The organism is Kitasatospora sp. NPDC090091 (assembly GCF_044747365.1).
In the GTDB taxonomy this organism is placed as follows: Bacteria; Actinomycetota; Actinomycetes; order Streptomycetales; family Streptomycetaceae; genus Kitasatospora.
Map to the genome: position 1 here is coordinate 97,558 of NZ_JBIVDY010000004.1, position 19,313 is coordinate 116,870.

The window sequence follows — 19,313 nt, forward strand, 5'->3', positions numbered from 1 at the left end:
CAGATGAAGCTTCGCAAGGCCACCGCGGCGGCCGCCGCCGCGCTCGCACTCACCCTTGCCGCGGCCGGCTGCAGCTCCGACGGCGGCGGCACGAGCAGCGGTACGGGCACCGGCGCAGCGACCGGCGCGGGCGCCAGCCCGAGCGGCGGCGGCAAGATCACCGTCGGCATCAAGTTCGACCAGCCGGGCATCGGTCTGAAGACCCCGGACGGCACCTACACCGGCTTCGACGTCGACGTGGCGACGTACATCGCCAAGCAGCTCGGGTACCAGCCCGACGACATCGTCTGGAAGGAGGCCAAGAGCGCCGACCGCGAGACGCTGCTCCAGCGCGGCGACGTCGACTTCATCGCCGCCTCGTACTCGATCACGCCCGCCCGCGAGGAGAAGGTCGACTTCGCCGGCCCCTACCTGCTGGCGCACCAGGACGTCCTGATCCGGGCGGACGACGACTCCATCCAGAAGCCCGAGGACCTCAACGACAAGAAGCTCTGCTCGGTCACCGGCTCCACCTCGGCGCAGAACGTCAAGACGCGGATCGCGCCCAACGCGCAGCTGCAGGAGTACGGCGGCTACTCGGAGTGCCTGACCGGCCTGGAGAACAAGGTCATCGACGCGCTGACCACCGACGACTCGATCCTCGCCGGCTACGCCGCACAGCCCCAGTTCAAGGGCAAGTTCAAGCTCGGCGGCTTCAAGATGAGCAATGAGAACTACGGGATCGGCGTCCAGGAGGGCAGCGAGCTCAAGGCGAAGATCAACACCGCGCTGGAGCAGATGGTCCAGGACGGCTCCTGGGACGCGGCCGTCAAGAAGAACTTCGGGCCGGCCAACTACCAGAACGAGCCCGCTCCGAAGATCGGTGTCATCGTCACCTGACGCGGACGCCTTCGGGGCCGTGCCCCACCGCCACCCGGCGCGCCGCCCGCGACAGGCCGCCCGCGACGACGGCGCGCCCGCCGCCGGCGGCGCGCCCCACCCTCCACCGACGCCGGAGCGTCCTCCATGCGGAAGGCCGGGAGACCGTGTTCGACTTTCTCAAGGGCTACGACCTACTGGGCGCCTTCTGGGTGACGGTGCAGCTGACCGTATACGCGGCCCTCGGCTCCCTGGTCTGGGGCACCCTGCTCGCCGCCATGCGCGTCAGCCCGGTGCCCCTGATGCGGGGCTTCGGCACCGTCTACGTCAACGTGGTCCGGAACATCCCGCTCACCGTGATCATCGTCTTCACCTCGCTGGGCCTGTTCCAGACCCTCGGCGTCACGCTCGGCGCCGACAGCTTCAAGACGATCGACTTCCGGCTGGCCGTGCTCGGCCTGACCGCCTACACCTCGGCGTTCGTCTGCGAGGCGCTGCGCGCCGGCATCAACACCGTGCCGGTCGGCCAGACCGAGGCCGCCCGGGCCATCGGCCTGCGGTTCACCCAGGTACTGACCCTCATCGTGCTCCCGCAGGCCTTCCGCTCGGTGGTCGGTCCGCTGGCGAACGTGCTGATCGCCCTGACCAAGAACACCACCGTGGCGGCCGCGATCGGCGTCGCCGAGGCCGCGGCCCTGATGCGGGTGATGATCGAGAACGAGGCCCAGCTCATCCTCATCTCCGCCATCTTCGCCTTCGGGTTCATCTGCCTGACCCTCCCGACCGGGCTCTTCCTCGGCTGGGTGGGCAAGAAGGTCGCGGTGCGCCGGTGACCTCCTCCCGGTCCACCCTCTACGACGTCCCGGGGCCGCGGGCAAAACGGCAGAACCTGCTGTTCACGGCGGTGTTCCTGGTCGCCCTCGCGGCGCTGCTCCGGTGGGTGGTGGGGAGCCTCGCCGACAAGGGCCAGCTCGCCTGGGCGAAGTGGCAGCCCTTCTTCACGGACCCCCGGGTCTGGGAGACGTACCTCCTGCCGGCGCTGAAGAACACGCTCATCGCCGCCGCGCTCGCCATGGTGATCGCGCTGCCGCTAGGCGCGCTGTTCGGCATCGCCCGCCTCTCCGACCACCGGTCGGTGCGCTGGACGGCCGGCACCGTCGTGGAGTTCTTCCGCGCGATTCCGGTCCTGATCCTGATGCTCTTCGCGAACGCGGCCTACGCCGAGTTCACCGAGGTCGGCCCCGACAGCCGGCCGCTGTACGCCGTGGTCACCGGCCTCGTCCTCTACAACGCCTCGGTGCTGGCCGAGATCGTCCGGGCCGGGATCCTCGCCCTCCCCCAGGGCCAGAGCGACGCGGCCAAGGCGATCGGCATGCGCCGGAACCAGGTCATGCGCTACGTGCTGCTGCCGCAGTCGGTCACCGCGATGCTGCCGGCGATCGTCAGCCAGCTGGTGGTCATCGTGAAGGACACCGCACTCGGCGGCGCGCTGCTCGGCTTCTCCGAGCTGCTGGCGTCGGTGCGCCCGATGAGCGCCAACTACGGGGCGAACACCATCGCCTGCTTCACCGTGGTGGCGGTGCTCTTCGTGCTGCTGAACATCGCGCTGACCACCTTCGCAGGCTGGCTGGAGGGCAGGCTGCGGCGCGGCAAGCGGTCCACCGGCGCGGTGGTCACAGCCGGCGCCGTCGAGGAGCTGGCGACCCCGGGCGAGCACGTGGGCCACGACGACCTCGACGAGGGCCGGCCCCCTCCCGGGCGGTGACGCCCGGCCGCCCTGCCGCCCTGCCGCGCTGCTGCGCTGCCGCGGGGGTCGCGGGGGTCGCCCCGGCCGGGTGTGGGCCGGCCGGTGACCCGACGCCAAGGACCGCGCCTCCGCCGTCGCGACCGCATACAACCCGGGGCTGCTCACCCCGACCGGGCCCCGCCAGACCTCGGGCCTGGCCACCGCCTTCCTTGCCGCGGGAAGAGAACCACCGGCCGGCTGCCCGGCTCCGGGTCTGCGGGTGGCGCGGCGGTGCGCGTCCCCTGCCGTTCGGACCGTGCCGACCGGCAGATCCCCGGCTTCCACGGGCCACGTAGAGTCCGGGTACTGACTACCGATCACCCGGAGGGGGAGCTTGATGAAGGTTCGTGGTCTGGCGGGGGTGGCGGCCCTGGTGCTGGGCGCCGCGCTGCTCGGAGTGCCGGCGGCGCAGGCGGCGACGACACCTGCGACGACACCTGCGACGGCGACAGGTACAACTGCCGCCGTGGACGAACCGGTGGCACTGGCCGCCACCTTCAACGACCCCGCGGGGTCGGGCGCCGCTCAGGACGCCATCCGCAACCAGCTGATCTCGCTGGTCAACCGCACCCCCGCCGGTGCCGAGATCAACGGCTCGATCTACCTGTTCACCGACGGCGGCGTCAGCAGCGCGCTGATCGCGGCGAAGCAGCGCGGGGTGAAGGTCAAGGTCATCGTGGACGGGGACGCCGTTCCCGACTTCGAGCCCGGCAGCAACCCTCCGAAGGCGACCGGGTCCGAGTACTCCGCGCTGGCTGCGCCGGCCGCGCTGGGCACCGACCTGGCCGCCGACTCGTGGGTGCTGGCCTGTCCGAGCACCCGCGGCTGCATCGGCAACCGGGTGCTGAGCGCCTCCGACGACGGTGCGATCAACCACAACAAGTTCTTCCTGTTCTCCAGGGTGGGTGTCACCGACAACGTGGTGTTCCAGACCTCGGCGAACCTGACCACCAGCCAGCGGAAGAACCTCTTCAACAACGCCGTGACCGTCCCCGACGGCGGCTCCGGCCTCTACTCCGCCTACCGGGCGTACTGGCAGGACCTCGCCACCAACGGCGCCTCGGGCGCGGGCCTGGCCACCTATTACCGGACCCAGCAGTCCGGCCCGTACAAGACGTACTTCTTCCCGCGCAAGGAGAGTGCAGGGAGCACGTACGACAACGACGCGTCGACCGACACCGTCGTCTCGCTGCTGGACAACGTGGACTGCGCAGGCGGCGCCACCCGGATACGGATCGGGATGTACGCGTTCACCCGCGTCCAGGTCGCCGACAAGCTGGTGGCCCTGAAGCAGGCCGGCTGCGGTGTGGAGCTGCTGCACAACGGAGAGAGCGGCAACCTCGGCAGCGCTGTGCAGGACGCGCTCACCGGCCGGCTCGACCTGGCCGCCCGCTGCCAGGGCAGTGCCGCGAACGGCGACGGCACCGCCCGCACGATCGGGATCCACTCCAAGTACCTGCTGATCGAGGGCACCTACCTGGGCTCGGCCAATCGCAAGGTCGTCTTCACCGGAAGCCACAACTACACCTTCCCGAACCTGCGCTCCCACGACGAGACCCTGCTGAAGATCGACGACGCGGGGGTCTACGACGCGTTCCGGGCGAACTTCGAGAAGATCAAGGCCTCCGGCCACTGCACCGCCTGGTGAGGAGACGCCGCGGCGGGCGGGACAATGGATCGGTGACCAGCACCCAGCCGCGCGGCCTGTACGCCCTGATCCCCACCAGCCAGACCGGGGCCACCCCGGGCGAGCGGGCCGCCTCGCAACTGCTCCACCTGCGGGAGGCATCGGTACCGGTCCCGGTGCTGGCGGCGGCAGCCGAGCTGATCGCCCCTCACCTGGAGGACGCCGATCCGGTCACCCGCCAGGCAGCGGTGGCCGTCCACGCCCGGCTGCTCGCCGCCATGGAGGACGCCGCCCGGGGCGCGTGAGCCGCCCGCCGCCGGGGCCGGGGCGGTGCCCGGGTCGCGTCGGGTCGGGTCGGCGGCCATCGGCAGTCGGCCGGCCCGCGCGGAAACCCGTGCGGGCCCGCCGTCCTCGAAGGACGACGGGCCCGCACGGATTCGGAAGACGGCGTCAGACCGTCGAGGCCGAGCCCTCCGTGGCCCGCACGGCGCGGGTCACCGGGTGGATCAGACGCTCGGCAAGGTAGCCGAACACCAGGCCGAAGGAGACCCAGAGGGTGGCCTGGATCGCCAGGGCCGCGACCCGGAACTCCCACAGCACGGTGGCCGGGAAGTCCTCCGGGGTCTCGCTGACGGACGGAAGGAGTGCGTACGCCACGCCGACCGCGAGGACGAAGGCGACGCCGGCCGCCACCGTGGCGTTCCAGTTGCCCAGCGCGGGTGCCAGTCGCCTGCCGAGAATGACGGCTGCGACCGCCAGCAGCACGCTGAGCGCGATCATCAGGAAGAACAGCGCGGTCCGGGAGTTGAGCGTTTCCGGATCGCTGCTGGCCGGGGGGTTGGCCGGGTACTTCAGGAACGGCACCAGGCCGACCGCGGTGAAGGCCGCACCGGACAGCAGCAGCGCGGTGGCCCGCGGGCCGAACCGGCCGATTCGCCCGAGCGCGAAGGCGAACACGAGTGCGGCGATGCCGCCCAGCGCGATGCTGGTGACCACGATGCCGGTGGCCAGCCCGGCGGTGGACTGGAGCGTACGGCTGACCAGCTCCTCCTCCATGCCGTGGCCGGCCATGTGGCCGTCCTCGTAGGCGATGGCGGAGTCGATGGGGCCCTCACCGAGCAGGTAGGCGACGGCCAGGGTGGGCAGACCTGCCAGCAGACCGGCGAGCATGCCGCGGCCGAGCAGGGATCCGACGGAGATGTTCACGATGTGCGACTCCCTGCGCGATCAGTGGCAGGGGAAGCCGAGCAGGTGCCGGCCGTCGTGAACCCACTCGTGCACGTCCTCGCCGGCGATGACCGAGAAGGCACCCTGCTCGGCGCCGACGAAGTAGAGGAGCACGAGCGCCAGGATGCCGATGAAGAGCGCCCACGGGGCGATCGCCTTCAGCGAGATGGGAGTGATGGCCGGAGTGACGGCGGCGGGGGCGATGGGGTGAGCCATGACCAGACCTCCTTGGGGGAACTACGCGTCCCGTTCGATGGAGCAGGAGACGACAGCGGCGGGTCTGACTCACCGGCACCCGATCCCCTGACAGGGCATCGGACACCGGATTCACAGTGGCGCGACCGTGCCGGAGTTGCACCGGACTTCCGTCACGCCGTCGTCATAACGGCCAGACGGTAGCGTGTGCCGCCGGGCCCGGCCAAGGGCCTGGGAGAAACCGTGATGCCGGCGTATTCCATCCGCAATACGCGCCGCGAGGGCTACGCATACGGACCGCCCCGGCCACCGGGCGGGACTGGGGACCAGGGAGGACAACGGGAATGACGGTACGGGTGATGCTTCTCTCACCGGCCTTGACCGACGACGGCCGCCAGGCGCGATTCGGAGGGAACGCGCCCCTTGACAGCGCTGCCGTACGCCGTGTGCAGGCAGCGGCCACCGCCGTCCCGACGGCCGCCCGCGTCCTCACCGGGCCATCGGTGCGCTGCACGGGGACCGCCGCCGCCCTGGGTCTGGACGCCGCCACCACCCCCGAACTCGCCGACTGCGACTGGGGGCGCTGGGAGGGCCGCCGCCTCGCCGACCTCGGCGCTGCCGAACCCGAGGCGATCTCGGCGTGGCTGTCCGATCCGGACGCGGCCCCCCACGGCGGTGAGTCCGTCGCGGCCCTCGGCGCGCGGATCCGAGGCTGGCTGGACGGGCTGGGCGAGCCGGAGGCCGGCGGCCCGGTGCTGGCCGTGGTGGAGGCGGCCGTGGTGCGGGCCGCCGTGGTCCACGGCCTGGGCCTGCCCGCCCACGCGTTCTGGCGGATCGACGTCGCACCGCTGACGCTCACCGAGCTCTCCGGGCGCGCCGGGCGCTGGAACCTGCGCTGCGGGCAACCCCTCTGATCCGGCGCGGGCGCGCGACCGGCGCCCGACGGCCGCGCGCGCCCGCACCACCCCTGCCGCGCCCGCCCGGCACCCACCCCGGAGGTCCGCCGAACATGTGCATTATTGCGCACATGTTGCCTATGATGAGCCGGTCAGCAATCGACCGAGCCCGGGCGGCCCAGATGGTCTCGATACTGCGCAATCGCACCTACGCCCACCTGTTCGCCGCGCAGGTCATCGCCCTGGTCGGCACCGGGCTGGCGACGGTGGCCCTCGGTCTGCTCGCCTACGACCTGGCCGGTGCGGACGCCGGCTCGGTGCTCGGCACCGCGCTGGCCATCAAGATGGCGGCCTACGTCGGGATAGCCCCGGTCGTCAGCGCCCTGGCCCACCGGATACCCCGGCGCTCCCTGCTGATCGGCGCCGACCTCACCCGGGCGGCGGTGGCGCTCTCGCTGCCGTTCGTGGGCGAGGTCTGGCAGGTCTACCTCCTGGTCTTCCTGCTCCAGTCCGCCTCCGCCGCGTTCACCCCGACGTTCCAGTCGGTGATCCCCGAGGTGCTCCCGGACGAGCACGAGTACACCCGGGCGCTCTCGCTGTCACGCCTGGCGTACGACCTGGAGAGCCTGTTCAGCCCCGCGCTCGCCGCAGCCCTGCTCACGGCGATCGGCTACCACCTGCTGTTCCTGGGCACGGTCGCGGGCTTCCTCGCCTCCGCCGCCCTGGTCGTGTCGAGCGTCCTGCCGAAGCCGGTGCCGCCCGCCCGCACCGAGGGCGTCTACGCACGGGCGACCGCGGGCACCCGGCTGTTCCTCGCCACCCCGCGGCTCCGGGCACTGCTCGCGCTCAACCTCGCCGTGGCCGCGGCCAGCGCGATGGTCACCGTCAACACGATCGTCTACGTCCGCGACCACCTGCACCGGGCCGCCACCGACGTCCCGCTCGCGCTGGGCGCCTACGGTGCCGGATCGATGGCGTCCGCCCTACTGCTGCCCCGCGTCCTGGACCACCGCAGCGACCGCTCCCTCATGCTGCCGGGCGCATTCGCCGTCTCCACGCTGCTCGGCCTCCTGGCCGCAGCCGGGGCCGCAGGCTCCGGCGACTGGCGCTGGCCGGCGCTGCTGGCGACATGGGCCGCCGTCGGCGCCGCCTGCTCGGCGATCCTGACGCCGACCGGCCGGCTCATCCGCCGCTCGGCGACGCCCGCCGACCTCCCGGCGGCCTTCGCGGCCCAGTTCTCACTCTCCCACGGCTGCTGGCTGATCACCTACCCGCTGGCCGGGGTGCTCGGCGCGGCCGCCGGACTACCCGTCACCGCGCTCACCCTGGGCGCACTCGCCCTCACCGCGGCCCTGGTGGCCGTCCGGCTCTGGCCCGCCCTCGACGCCACCCGGCTCCCGCACGTCCACACCGCCCTGGACCACTCCCACCCCCACCTCGCCGGCGCCCACAGCACCGGCGCCGGCTGGCAGCACACCCACGACTACGTCATCGACGACCTGCACCACCACTGGCCCTCCGCACCCGCCCCCGTCCACTGAGCGCCGCGTCGCCGAGCCCCCCCCCGGCACGGGAGGTCAGGACGATCCGGCAGCACCACCAAGGGCCGCGGCAAACCCGGCCAGAGCGGCGAAGTCCTCACCCAGCAGCCCGACCCGCGGGTTGACGTGATGAAGCAACGACCGCCCGGAGTGGACGGCCGTGATGTGCGTGTGGTCCGCGGACCTGCGCCGGCATTCCCCGTCACGCGCCGGTGGTGGCGGTGTGTCGTGGCGGCGCGTTCATGCGGTTGGGGACGGGGGGCGTTCGAAGAAGGTTTCCAGGGCGACGGTGGCCTGGGTGCCGCTCACGCCGTCGATGGCGTAGAGGCGGCGGAGGACGTCCTGGAGCTGTTCGGTGGTGGCCGTGCGGACCTTGACCAGGACCGATGCGCTGCCGGCGATGATGTGGGCCTCCTCGATCTCGGGGATCGCCGCGAAGGCCTCCCCCGAGTCGCCCATCCAGGCGGAGGACTCGACCATCACGAAGGCGAGCACGCCGAGCCCGAGGCTCCTCGGGTCCACCTCGACGGTCGTCCGGCGGACGACGCCGCGCTCGCGGAGCTTGCGGACCCGCTCGTGGGCAGCGGCGGTGGAGAGGCCGACGGCCTTGCCGAGGGCCGCATACGCCTGTCCGGCGTCATCCTGAAGCAGCGTCAGCAGGGCGCGGTCGGTGTCGTCCAGGTTCTCGGTCGCCATGGTGGAACCATACCGTGTTCTGGCATACTCCAGCTCAACGGAATGACATCCGGCAAATAGCGATTGGATGTGGATGATGTCTGGTTTGATCGAGTTCGGGCTGTACGAGATTCTGGACGACCGCTTCCGGCCCTGTGCCAATGGGGACACCAAGCTGGAGCGGCTGCACGGGGACTGCCGCTGGGCCGAGGGACCGCTCTACCTGCCCGCCTGGCGCCAGCTCGTCTGGAGCGACATCCCCAACGACCGGATGCTGCGCTGGGACGAGGTCACGGGCACGGTCGCGCTCTTCCGTTCCCCGGCCGGGCACAGCAACGGCAACACCGTCGACCACCAGGGCCGCCTGATCACCTGCGAGCAGGGCAACCGCCGCGTCACCCGCACCGAGCACGACGGCACGATCACCGTCCTCGCCGACCGCTACCGGGGCAAGCGGCTCAACTCGCCCAACGACGCGGTCGTCCGCTCCGACGGCACGATCTGGTTCTCCGACCCCGACTTCGGCATCACCAGCGACTACGAGGGGCACCGCGCCGACAGCGAGATCGGGGCCTGCCACGTCTACCGGATCGATCCGCTGGACGGCGAGGTCCACCTCGCCGCCGACGGCTTCGCCGGTCCCAACGGGCTGGTCCTCTCCCCCGACGAGCAGCGGCTGTACGTGTCGGACACCCGCGCCGGGCACATCCGCGTCTTCGACGTCCGCGCGGACGGCACCCTCGCCGACGGCCAGGTCTTCGCCAAGGCCGCAGCCATCCCCGGCGCCGACGCCCACTCCGACGCCCAGTCCGACACCCACTCCGACGCCCACTCCAATGCCGGCCCCGCCCGCTTCGACAACATCCGCTTCGACGACGACGGCCGGCTCTGGGCCGCGGCCATGGGCGACGGCGTCCACTGCTACGCCCCGGACGGCACCCTGATCGGCCGCCTGCTGGTCCCCGAGCACGTCTCGAACATCGCGTTCGGCGGCCCGAAGAACAACCGGCTCTTCATCACCGCCACGACGTCCCTGTACTCGCTGGTGCTGTCGGTGACGGGCGCCCCCCGCGTCCACCGCCACCGCTGACAGCGCCCGGCCGCCGCCACCGGGACGTGGCGCAGCAGCGGCAACGCGCTACCCGTTGCCGGGTCCGCCGATGACGATTCCGGCGACGAGATTGATCGTGGTGGCCAGAATGCTGGCGCCGAAGACATAGGAGAGGAGGCAGTGCCGGAGGACGATCGCGCGAATCGTCCGGCTGGAGACCCCGGTGTCGGAGACCTGGTAGGTCATGCCGAGGTTGTAGCTGAAGTACAGGAAGTCGGTGTAGGCCGGCGGCTGGTCCGAGTTGAAGTCGATCCCGGGCCGGGACTCCGTGTAGTACAGGTACGCGTAGCGCGTCGCGTACATCAGGTGGAGTGCCGCCCAGGCCATGAACACGCCGGCGAGCGCGGCCACGGCCGCGGCATGGCCGGTGCCGGTGTCGCCGAGCAGGAGCATCACCACGATGCCGACCATGCCGCACAGGGCCGCCGCGACGACGGCGAGTTCCTCGACGAGGGGCCTGAAGTCCTCGCGCCGGACGTTGTGGCGGGTGGTGGCCGCGTCCATCGGCCACAGGACGATCCAGCCGGCCGCGACGAAGACCGTCTCGGTCGCCGCCACGCCCAGGATGATGCCCAGCGGAGCGTTGGTCAGCACCCCGGCGACCGCGCCGACCACCGCTCCGGCCACCACGGCACCGGCCAGTCGGGGAACCGCCGAGAGTGGCAGCCAACGGTGCATGAAGCCCGACGCTAGCAGTCCGCCGGTGAGGAACCGGGGTATGACGGGCGGGACGCAGATGCCGGGGCCCAGGAGTCCCGCCCCCGGGGATTCCTGACGCCCCGGGATTCCGCCGCGCCTCGGGGGCTCGGCGGAATCCCGGGCTCGGCGGAATCCCGGGCTCGGCGCTATCCCGGGGGCTCCGCCGGATGTCAGGGCAGCAGGACGGCCTTGCCCTGGTTGCGATGGGCCTCCAGGTCGGCGTGGGCGCGGGCGGCCTCCGCCAGGGGGTAGGTGCGCCAGATCGGCACCGCGAGCCGCCCGGCGGCCGCCAGCCGCACCAGCTCCGGCAGCGCGTCCTCGCCCTGCTCGGTGGTGCCGGCGCTGAAGCGGACGCCGTGCTGCGCGGCGGACATGTCGGCGATGGTGATGACCTTCCCGGGATCGCCGACGAGAGCGACGGAGTCGGGGAGCACGCCGGCGCCGGAGGCGTCGAAGACGTAGTCCACCCCACCGGGGGCGGCCGCCTCGACCCGCTCCACCCAGCCGTCGCCGTAGCGGACCGCGGTGGCCCCGAGCACGCTGACGCGCTCCAGGTCGCGCTCGGAAGCGGTGCCGACGACGGAGATGCCGCGGGCGGCGGCCAGCTGGACCGCGACGACGCCCACGCTCCCGGCGGCGCCGTGAACGAGCAGCGTCCGGCCGCCCTGGACACCCAGCTGCCCGAGGACGCGGAACGCCGTCCGGCCGACCGTGACCAGCGAGGCGGCGGCCTCCCAGGACAGTGCGTCGGGCTTGGCCACCGGCCGTTCCACCAGGGCGTACTCGGCGTAGCCGCCGCCCACGGTGGCACCGAGGACCGCGTCGCCCACGGCCGCGTCGGCTCCCTCGCCGACGGCGTCGACGACACCGGCCGCGTCGAGGCCCGGGACCACCGGGAAGTCGGCCGGGCCCCGGCCGGCCATCAGGCCGGACCGGATCTTCATGTCGAGCGGGTTCACGGACGCGGCGCGCACCCGGATCCGGACCTGGCCCGGTCCGGGCTCCGGCGGGGTGACCTCCGACAACTGCAGCACCTCGGGGGCGCCGTACTCGGAGAAGGTGATCGCTTGGGACATCGGGGACTCCCGGGGAGGAACGGGCAGGAAGGGGTGGAGGAGAAGGGCGGGGCACGCATCCCGACTCACTGTGCGGCCGCCGTGGCGGGCTCGCCGCTCGGGAGCCGCGGGCGGGGGCACTCGGCGAAGCCGCAGCCGGGCGCTGCCGCGGTCGGCGCAGCCGCCGCCGTCGGTGTGACCCTCAGGGTCGGAGTCGCCGCTCAGGACGCCAGGGCGGGGTAGTCGGTGTAGCCGCGGTGGTCGCCGCCGTAGAAGGTGGCCTGGTCCGGGGTGTTGAACGGGCCTCCGGCGGCCAGCCGGGCCGGCAGGTCCGGGTTGGCCAGGAACAGCGCCCCGAAGCTGATCATGTCCGCGGTGCCGTCCTCGACCAGCCGCAGCGCGTCGGGGCCGGTGACGTCCGGGTAGGTGAACGGGTTGAGGACGAACGTGCCGGGCCACGCCTTGCGCAGGCGCGCGGTCAGGTCGCGGTCCGGGCCCTCCAGCAGGTGCAGGTAGGCCAGGTCGAGACCTGCGATCCGCTCCAGCAGCGCCTCGTAGTCCTCCCCCGGGTTCTCCTCGGCGATGTCGTTGTAGGGGTTCCCGGGCGAGATCCGCAGGCCCACCCGGTGACCGCCGATCGCCTCGGCCACGGCGGTGGTGACCTCGGCGGCGAGGCGGATCCGGCCCTCGGTGCCGCCACCCCAGGCGTCGGTGCGCCGATTGGCGTTCGGGGCGAGGAACTGGTGGATCAGGTAGCCGTTGGCGCCGTGGATCTCCACGCCGTCGAACCCGGCCTCGACGGCGTTGCGCGCCGCGGCGGCGTAGTCGGCGATCGTCTGCTCGATCTCCGCCTCGTCCAGCTCCTTCGGGGTCACGAAGTCCTTCGGGCCCTCATGGGTGAAGACCTGGCCCTTGGCGGCCACCGGCGACGGCCCGACCGGCACCAGACCGTCGGCCAGCAGGCTGGGGTGGCCGATCCGGCCCGTGTGCATCAGCTGCGCGAAGATCACGCCGCCCTCGCGGTGCACGGCGTCGGTCACCTTCCGCCAGGCCGCCACCTGTCCGGCCGAGTGCAGCCCGGGGGTGTCGGGGTAGCCCTGGCCGACCGGCGAGGGCTGGATGCCCTCGGTGACGACCAGGCCGGCGCCGGCGCGCTGCGCGTAGTAGGTGGCCATCAGGTCGGTGGGCTCCGCGCCGGGGCCGTACGCGCGGCTCCGGGTCATCGGCGCCATGACGACGCGGCTGGCCAGGCGCTTGCCGCCCAGGACGATCGGATCGAATGCGGTGGTCATGGTCTTTCCCTCGTTCGGAGTGGTGCTCCGGGCCGCGGACGGGGCCATCAGAGCCATTGCCTGTTCGAACAAGTAAATCCCGTGAACCCATTCCGGGGCAAAATGTGACCTGCGTCACGCGCATTCACCAGCGCATCTCTTCGCGGATGCCCGAATCAGCACCTCCCCCATGTACCAGTGGGTAGGATTGGATGAGCAGACAGGAAGTGAGGACGAGGAGCCGATGGCACCGAGCACACCGGAGACCGGGACGGACCCCGCACAGGCCGGGCAGGACGCCAGCGTCCCGGTGCCCGCCGCGGCCGCCGGCGGGCCCATCAGCCACGCGATCTTCCGCGTCGCCCGCCTGCACCGCATGTTCGCCGGGCAACTGCTGCGCCGCATCGGCCTGCACCCGGGCCAGGAGCTCGTCATGATGCACCTGTGGGAGCTCGGCCCCCAGCGTCAGACCGACCTGGTGCGACTGCTGGACTCCGACGCCGCCACCATGACCCGCACCGTGCAGCGCCTGGAGCAGGCCGGCTTCGTCCGCCGCCGTCCCTGCCCCACCGACAAGCGCGCCTCGCTCATCGAACCCACCGCGGCCAGCCTCGCCCTCCGCCGCGAGGTCGAGCAGAGCTGGAGCCGGCTGGAGCACCTCGTGACGGCGGGCATGTCCGCCGACGAGTGCACCGCGGCCCTGGAGACCCTGGAGCTCCTGGAGCGGAACCTCGTCCGGGCCGCAGCCGACCCCGCCGCCTGCGCGGACGCGGACGCGTAGAACCGACGTCGGCCGAACCCGCTATCCGGCGGGCGCGGCCGGCTGCGGTTGTACCTCGGGCGGCGGGCCCTGAGGGAGCCGGGCGAGCCGGAGCGTGCCGACGTAGGCGACCACGACCGCCACGATCACCAGCGGCATCACGGTGAGGCCGTCCCCCGCGAGCAGCAGGGTGGCCAGCATCACCGAGGTCATGGGCAGTTTCAGCATCGCCACCGTCATCGCACCCATGCCCACGGCGAATCCGGCGGTGGTCCCCAGGCCGGGCAGGTGGGAGAGGGCGAGCCCGCCGGCGGCGCCCGTGAACACGGCGGGGAAGACCGGACCGCCGCGGAAGGCGCTCATCGAGGCGCAGTAGGCCAGTGACTTGCACACCACCAGGACGACGAGGGTGGCCGCCGTGTAGCCGGCACTGTCCGCCAGCAGCGGGCCGAGTGCGTCCTGGCCGGAGAAGAGCACCCCGGTGATCGGCCGGTCGGTGATCACCGCGTACAGCAGGGCGATCACGCCGACGGCGAGGCCCATCAGGACGGTGAGCGGCAGCCGGTGCCGGTCGACCAGATCCTGCAGGGCGAGCGAGGAACGGCGGATCGCCTCGCCGAGCAGCGCGGCGGCGACACCCGCGACGACCGCCCAGGCGAACTCACTGAGGGTGGGCCGGCCGGCGGCCGGCGGCTGGCTCAGCGCCAGCGAGTAGGTGCCGAGGCCCGTCCAGCTGCCGAGACCGGTGAAGATCAGTGATCCGATGCCCGCGGAGAGCAGGCCGGGCACCAGCACCACGCCCATCATCGGGCCGCCCAGCCCGGAGGCCTCCATCAGCAGGAAGGCGCCGACCAGCGGGTTGCCCAGCAGCTCGCTGATGGCCGCGAAGCTGCCGGCCGCGCCGATCACGCCGACGGCGCTGGGCGGGGAGTCGCGCTTCAACAGTTTGATCGCGCCGACCGCGAGTCCGCCGCCCAGGGCGATCAGCGGGGCCTCCGGACCGAGGACGACGCCCAGGCTGAGCGAGGCGATCGCGGCGAGCGCCACACCGGGCACCGCGGCGGCCGAGGGTGTGCCGCCGGTCTTGAGCCCTTCGGCCGGCTTGTGGCCGCCGCCCCCGGGCAGGTACTGGATCGTCAGGGCGACCAGTACGCCGGCCACCGCGAGCAGCGGGATCGCCCACCAGTCGGGGGTGCCGTGGAAGCCGAGGCCCTGCGGAAGATCCTTGTAGAGCAGCGACTGGAGCTCGGAGACCAGAGCCAGGAAGCCGAACGCGGCGGCCGAGATCGGGACGCCGAGCAGCGCCGAGATCACCAGGATCGACACGTAGCCGCGGGAGCGGACGATCGCCAACGGGTTCTGCGGCGCTGCGGCCCCGGTGGGCTCGGCGGGCGGTCCGGCCGGCATACGTATCGTCTCCTCGGCGTCCGGCCCGACCGGAACACGCGGTGGTCCGGGCCTGGGTCTGGTGGTGACAGTGGTCGGCGGTGGCAGGGCTGGCAGTGGCAGGGCCGGCGGTGACCGTGGTCGGCGGCGCCACCGCCGCGGCGGCCGCTGCACATCCGCCCCTGGCATCATCGCGGGCGCGGGCGCCTCCCCCGGCTGCGGCACGCCCGGACCCCGCGAACTGCGACCCGTGCACCAGTGGCCGACCGGACCCGGCCGGGCCCATCAGACCCGGCCGGGCCCACCGGTGGACCGCTCACCCTTCCTCGGACCCGCCCGGGGAGGACTCCGCGCTGTTCCTGCGCTGCCGGCCGCGGCGGACCGCACCCACCACGACCTTCAGAGCCAGGCCGAAGACGACCAGGTCGGCCAGCATCTGCCCGGTCACCACCAGCCGGGCCCCCGCGGACTTGGGCGTGATGTCGCCGAACCCCACCGTGGAGAACACGGTGACGGTGAAGTAGAGCGCGTCGGTGTGGGACAGGTGCCGTTCGAAGCTGCCGGGCGACTGCGCGGCCATGGTGACGTAGGTGCCCGCGAACATCAGCAGGAAGAACGGGATGCTGGTGGCCAGCGCCTCGACGGCCCGCAGCCCCGGGTACCGGGAGCGCAGGATCGAGCGGACCTGGAGGGCGACCAGGCCGACGAACGCCGCCAGTCCGGCGAGCAGCATGGTGAGCGCGGTGGCCGTCGAGGAGTTGTCGAGGGGCAGCACGTAGTACAGCGTCCCCAGGGCGGCGACCGAGCCCGCCACGCGCAGCGCGGTCCAGACGAGCCGCCCGGGCGAGGGCCGCCCGGTCCCGGGCCGGTCCCGGGGAGCGGCGTCCGTGTCGGCGCTCATGACGTCCGCCGCAGCCTGGCCACGGCGGCCCGGACCGACATGCCGCGGTCCTGCCAGGTCATGCCGGTGGCCGCGCCCAGGATGATCACCACCCCGATCGCGATGAAGAGCGACATGAGGGCGAACACCGCGCCGATCGGTCCGTACTCCCGGTTGGAGTTGACGACCATCTGGGAGAGGACGAGGTTGAAGAAGGCCACCATGCCGATCCAGAACGTGCCGGTGGCGAAGGCGCACGGGAGCAGGGTGCGCCAGCCGATCCGGCCGGCCAGCAGGAACCACATCGTGAACCAGAAGAACCCGATGAACACCGGGATGTTGAGGAACCACCAGAGGACCGGCACGCTCGTGTGGATCTCGTAGCCCAGGGTGCTGCCCCCGGCGAGCCAGGCCACGCAGAGGACGAGCCAGATCAGCGCCCGCAGCCGGTCCCGCGGCCCGCGCGTCGGCAGTCGGAACACCTGCTGGTACAGCTGCTGGAGCGAGCTGGCCACGACGACGCCGGCCAGGACGAAGAAGACCCACGAGACGCCGCTGATCGCCGCGGAGGTGGCCGCCGAGGAGGCGAACAGGTGGCTGAGGTCGGCGGCCGCCTCCTGGCTCAGCCCCAGCCGCAGCGACAGCGTCGGCACCGCCGAGCGCCCGCCCAGGGCCGAGGCGACGAGCATGAACGGGACGGCGAACAGCAGCAGCGTGGCAGCCAGCAGCAGGGCCTGGTTGACGAAGTCCACCGCGTTCAGCCGGCGCCACAGGCATTCCGCCCAGGACCCCGTGTACTTCCCCCGCCCCCACGCGGCCGCTCGCCGGGCCCGTCGGGCGCTCGCCCGGTCGGAGACCACCCTGCCCGGCCACGCCCTCCCCGCCGGGTGCTCGCCCTGTGGCTGGTCTGGGGCGTTGTGCGTCGTCCGCATGGCGCGTCCTCCCGGCGGTGATCACCTGGATCGCGATCGGCTGGAGCCCTGTCCGCGGCAACGACTCGGGCGGAGGCGGCACGCACGTCAGGGGCTGCGGTCCTTCATCAACCATCGCAGTGCACCGCAGACTCGAACAAGGCGAGGGGCCCGCCGCGGGAACCGTCCGGCTCCGGGCGGTACCGCTCCGGGCCGTCGCCGGCGAGGCGGTGGCGACGGCGCCGCCTCGCCGCCGCGAAGGTCCCGCTGCTAGGCTGCACATGTCCGTTTTATAGATGTTTGTCCAACTGTTCCGTCGACCTCACGGGAGCAGGTATGGCCGCCGAACCCGGGCCGATCAGTCTCCAAGCCCGCCGGGCGCTCGAAGAGGAGCTCGTCGAGCTCCGCACCGAGCGGGCCAAGGTCGCCGCAACCCTGAAGGTCACCGACGCGGTGGGCGACCGGGCCGACCAGGCGGACGGACTGCAGCGCGCCGACCTGCTCGTCCGGCTGGACGACCGGATCACCGAGATCACCGACCGCTTCCGCGTGGCGGACGCGGCCGGCCCGCCGCGCACCGACGCGGTCGGCATGGGCAGCACCGCCACCCTGCGCTTCGCCGACGGCACCCTGGAGACCGTCCAGATCGGCGAGGTGGCCGACCGGCTGGACGAGACGCTGGTGACCGCCGACAGCCCGCTCGGGCGTGCGCTGCTCGGCCACCGCGCCGGGGAGACCGTCGGCTACGACTCGCCCGAGGGCCGGGCGACCGCCGAGATCGTGTCCATCGGCGGCAGCGCGTAGAGGCGCAGGCAGGGGCTCCGCACGACCTCGACCAGGACGGCGCCCCAGACCTGCGGCGGGCGCGCCGGACGGGACCTACCCGGCGACCGCCCCGGCGAGGACCGTCGCGACCACCTTGTGGACGGCAGCCGGCTCCGGCGGGGTGCCGGTGCGGTCGGCGAAGAGCAGGTGGGCGGCGCCGATCAGGGTGGGCGCCAGCACGTCGACGTCCGCGTCGATGGCGAGCCGACCGAGGGAGCGCTCGGCCGCGAGGTAGGCGGCGATCGCGTTCGCGGCGTCGGTCAGGACGGGGACGCCGGCCGGCCGGGCCTCGCGCAGCCGGGCACGCAGCTCGTCGCGGGAGGTGACGAGGCCGATGACGGCGACCGCGACCGAGCCGAAGAGCTCGATCAGTGCGTCGGCGAGGTGGTCCGCGACGGCACCGGTGCCGACCCGGGCACACAGGGCGTCGGCCTGCACCTCGATCCGGGCCACGCGGTCCAGGACGAGCCCGGCGAGGAAGGCGTCGAAGTCGGCGAAGTGCCGATGCAGGACGCCCTTCGCGCAGCCGGCCTCCGTGGTGACGGCCCGGCTGGTGAGCGCGCTGGGGCCGTCGCGGAGCAGGACGCGCTCCGCGGCCTCGAACAGCTGCTCCCGTACGTCGCGGATGGCCACTCCTGTGGGCACCGTGCACCGCCTCCGTGTCGCGTCTCTCGACTCTCGCCGACCGCCCCCTTGCTACCCGACCGCTGCGCGCGCACGCCGGCCGGGCACACGTCGTTGACGAGTGGGCATACGCCCACTCATAGTGGGCACATGCCCACTTTACCGTTTCCGCAGCACGAGCCCCATCGGCACCGCCTGGCAGCGGAGTCGTTCGGCAGCGACGCCGAACGCTACGACCGGGCCCGGCCCCGCTACCCCGACGCACTCGTGGAGGCGGTCGTCGCCTCCTCCCCCGGGCCCGACGTCCTGGACGTCGGCATCGGCACCGGCATCTCGGCCCGGCCGTTCCGCGCGGCCGGCGGCAGGGTGCTCGGCGTCGACCCCGACCCCCGGATGGCCGCGTACGCCCGCCGCGACGGCTTCGACGTCGAGGTCGCGGCCTTCGAGGCCTGGGAGCCTGCGGGCCGGACCTTCGACGCGGTGGTGGCCGGACAAACCTGGCACTGGATCGACCCGGTCGCGGGGGCGGCCAAGGCAGCCGCGGTGCTGCGCCCCAGCGGGCGGCTGGCCGTGTTCTGGAACGCCTTCCGCCCCTCCCCCGAGGTGGCCGGGGCCCTCGCCGCCGTCCACCGCCGCGTCCTGCCCGACTCACCGCTCAACCCCTGGACCGCGCCCGCCCTGGACGGCTACGCGGCGCTGTACGCGAAGGCCGCCGACGGCATCCGGCGGTCCGGCTCCTTCGACGAGCCCGAGCAGTGGTCCTTCGACTGGGAGCGGCCGTACACCCGGGAAGAGTGGCTGGACCAGCTGCGCACCGGCGGCGACGCCGCCCGGATCCCGCCGGCCCGGATGGCGGAGCTGCTGGCCGGCACCGGGGACGCGGTCGACGCCTTCGGCGGGCGCTTCACCATGCGGTTCACGGCCGTGGTGGTGACGGCGGTCCGTGGTGGCGCCGGCTGAGCCGGCCACCCGGCCGGGCCGCGCCG

21 protein-coding genes are annotated in these 19,313 nt (G+C 72.7%); 11 read left to right on the forward strand and 10 right to left on the reverse strand.

Annotated elements, in window-relative coordinates; genetic code table 11:
• Positions 1–3: 3 nt before the first annotated feature.
• The 5 genes from ACIPSC_RS08305 (at position 4) to ACIPSC_RS08325 (ending at position 4,576) form a co-directional block, all read left to right on the forward strand.
• Positions 4–879, forward strand: a complete 876-nt coding sequence (locus tag ACIPSC_RS08305; protein ID WP_400824209.1) for a glutamate ABC transporter substrate-binding protein — start codon at positions 4–6, stop codon at positions 877–879.
• 146 nt (positions 880–1,025) lie between these two features.
• Complete coding sequence (locus tag ACIPSC_RS08310) at positions 1,026–1,691, forward strand: amino acid ABC transporter permease (RefSeq protein ID WP_400824210.1); 666 nt, start codon at positions 1,026–1,028, stop codon at positions 1,689–1,691.
• A complete protein-coding gene (locus ACIPSC_RS08315; RefSeq protein ID WP_400824211.1) occupies positions 1,688–2,623 on the forward strand; it encodes an amino acid ABC transporter permease in 936 nt (311 codons plus the stop codon). Before ACIPSC_RS08310 ends, ACIPSC_RS08315 begins: the two co-directional genes overlap by 4 nt.
• A 358-nt stretch (positions 2,624–2,981) precedes the next feature.
• Entirely contained in the window at positions 2,982–4,292 is a 1,311-nt protein-coding gene (locus ACIPSC_RS08320) for a phospholipase D-like domain-containing protein (protein WP_400824213.1), read from the forward strand.
• A gap of 32 nt (positions 4,293–4,324) precedes the next feature.
• Positions 4,325–4,576: a hypothetical protein gene (locus ACIPSC_RS08325; RefSeq protein ID WP_400824215.1), complete on the forward strand. Its 252-nt coding sequence runs from the start codon at positions 4,325–4,327 to the stop codon at positions 4,574–4,576.
• Positions 4,577–4,721: 145 nt separating this feature from the next.
• On the opposite strand, the gene ACIPSC_RS08330 is transcribed toward ACIPSC_RS08325, so the two are convergent.
• Together ACIPSC_RS08330 and ACIPSC_RS08335 are read right to left on the reverse strand one after the other, a co-directional pair.
• Positions 4,722–5,480, reverse strand: coding sequence for a CbtA family protein (locus ACIPSC_RS08330; RefSeq protein ID WP_400824543.1), 759 nt, complete (start codon positions 5,478–5,480; stop codon positions 4,722–4,724).
• Between the two features lie 18 nt (positions 5,481–5,498).
• Positions 5,499–5,714: a CbtB-domain containing protein gene (locus tag ACIPSC_RS08335; RefSeq protein WP_400824216.1), complete on the reverse strand. Its 216-nt coding sequence runs from the start codon at positions 5,712–5,714 to the stop codon at positions 5,499–5,501.
• Between the two features lie 323 nt (positions 5,715–6,037).
• Between ACIPSC_RS08335 and ACIPSC_RS08340 the strand changes: the two genes are divergently transcribed.
• Both ACIPSC_RS08340 and ACIPSC_RS08345 read left to right on the forward strand, forming a co-directional pair.
• Positions 6,038–6,607: a histidine phosphatase family protein gene (locus ACIPSC_RS08340; RefSeq protein ID WP_400824217.1), complete on the forward strand. Its 570-nt coding sequence runs from the start codon at positions 6,038–6,040 to the stop codon at positions 6,605–6,607.
• 164 nt (positions 6,608–6,771) lie between these two features.
• Positions 6,772–8,130: an MFS transporter gene (locus ACIPSC_RS08345; protein ID WP_400824219.1), complete on the forward strand. Its 1,359-nt coding sequence runs from the start codon at positions 6,772–6,774 to the stop codon at positions 8,128–8,130.
• A 240-nt stretch (positions 8,131–8,370) separates the two neighbouring features.
• On the opposite strand, the gene ACIPSC_RS08350 is transcribed toward ACIPSC_RS08345, so the two are convergent.
• The gene (locus ACIPSC_RS08350) at positions 8,371–8,811 is read right to left on the reverse strand and encodes an Lrp/AsnC family transcriptional regulator (protein WP_400824544.1); all 441 of its coding nucleotides are present in this window, start codon (positions 8,809–8,811) and stop codon (positions 8,371–8,373) included.
• A 100-nt stretch (positions 8,812–8,911) separates the two neighbouring features.
• On the opposite strand from ACIPSC_RS08350, the gene ACIPSC_RS08355 reads away from it, so the two are divergent.
• On the forward strand, positions 8,912–9,895 hold the full coding sequence (locus ACIPSC_RS08355) for an SMP-30/gluconolactonase/LRE family protein (protein ID WP_400824220.1): 984 nt from the start codon (positions 8,912–8,914) through the stop codon (positions 9,893–9,895).
• 48 nt (positions 9,896–9,943) lie between these two features.
• On the opposite strand, the gene ACIPSC_RS08360 is transcribed toward ACIPSC_RS08355, so the two are convergent.
• The 3 genes from ACIPSC_RS08360 to ACIPSC_RS08370 form a co-directional block, all read right to left on the reverse strand.
• Positions 9,944–10,594, reverse strand: coding sequence for a DUF1345 domain-containing protein (locus ACIPSC_RS08360; RefSeq protein ID WP_400824221.1), 651 nt, complete (start codon positions 10,592–10,594; stop codon positions 9,944–9,946).
• Between the two features lie 191 nt (positions 10,595–10,785).
• Positions 10,786–11,691: an NADP-dependent oxidoreductase gene (locus ACIPSC_RS08365; RefSeq protein ID WP_400824222.1), complete on the reverse strand. Its 906-nt coding sequence runs from the start codon at positions 11,689–11,691 to the stop codon at positions 10,786–10,788.
• A 200-nt stretch (positions 11,692–11,891) separates the two neighbouring features.
• The gene (locus tag ACIPSC_RS08370; RefSeq protein ID WP_400824223.1) at positions 11,892–12,962 is read right to left on the reverse strand and encodes an alkene reductase; all 1,071 of its coding nucleotides are present in this window, start codon (positions 12,960–12,962) and stop codon (positions 11,892–11,894) included.
• Positions 12,963–13,185: 223 nt separating this feature from the next.
• Here ACIPSC_RS08370 and ACIPSC_RS08375 point away from each other — a divergent pair, with 223 nt between their 5' ends.
• Complete coding sequence (locus tag ACIPSC_RS08375; RefSeq protein WP_400824224.1) at positions 13,186–13,722, forward strand: MarR family winged helix-turn-helix transcriptional regulator; 537 nt, start codon at positions 13,186–13,188, stop codon at positions 13,720–13,722.
• A 21-nt stretch (positions 13,723–13,743) separates the two neighbouring features.
• Here ACIPSC_RS08375 and ACIPSC_RS08380 read toward each other — a convergent pair whose 3' ends face one another.
• The 3 genes from ACIPSC_RS08380 to ACIPSC_RS08390 form a co-directional block, all read right to left on the reverse strand.
• Positions 13,744–15,108 (reverse strand): chloride channel protein, encoded by a 1,365-nt coding sequence (locus ACIPSC_RS08380; RefSeq protein ID WP_400824225.1) that lies wholly within the window; start codon positions 15,106–15,108, stop codon positions 13,744–13,746.
• Positions 15,109–15,403: 295 nt separating this feature from the next.
• On the reverse strand, positions 15,404–15,988 hold the full coding sequence (locus ACIPSC_RS08385) for a potassium channel family protein (RefSeq protein ID WP_400824227.1): 585 nt from the start codon (positions 15,986–15,988) through the stop codon (positions 15,404–15,406).
• On the reverse strand, positions 15,985–16,719 hold the full coding sequence (locus ACIPSC_RS08390) for a hypothetical protein (protein ID WP_400824228.1): 735 nt from the start codon (positions 16,717–16,719) through the stop codon (positions 15,985–15,987). Before ACIPSC_RS08390 ends, ACIPSC_RS08385 begins: the two co-directional genes overlap by 4 nt.
• A gap of 495 nt (positions 16,720–17,214) precedes the next feature.
• On the opposite strand from ACIPSC_RS08390, the gene ACIPSC_RS08395 reads away from it, so the two are divergent.
• Positions 17,215–17,682, forward strand: coding sequence for a GreA/GreB family elongation factor (locus ACIPSC_RS08395; protein WP_400824229.1), 468 nt, complete (start codon positions 17,215–17,217; stop codon positions 17,680–17,682).
• A gap of 75 nt (positions 17,683–17,757) precedes the next feature.
• Here ACIPSC_RS08395 and ACIPSC_RS08400 read toward each other — a convergent pair whose 3' ends face one another.
• On the reverse strand, positions 17,758–18,348 hold the full coding sequence (locus tag ACIPSC_RS08400) for a TetR/AcrR family transcriptional regulator (RefSeq protein WP_400824230.1): 591 nt from the start codon (positions 18,346–18,348) through the stop codon (positions 17,758–17,760).
• Positions 18,349–18,477: 129 nt separating this feature from the next.
• On the opposite strand from ACIPSC_RS08400, the gene ACIPSC_RS08405 reads away from it, so the two are divergent.
• Positions 18,478–19,287, forward strand: coding sequence for a class I SAM-dependent methyltransferase (locus ACIPSC_RS08405; protein ID WP_400824231.1), 810 nt, complete (start codon positions 18,478–18,480; stop codon positions 19,285–19,287).
• Positions 19,288–19,313 lie beyond the last annotated feature (26 nt).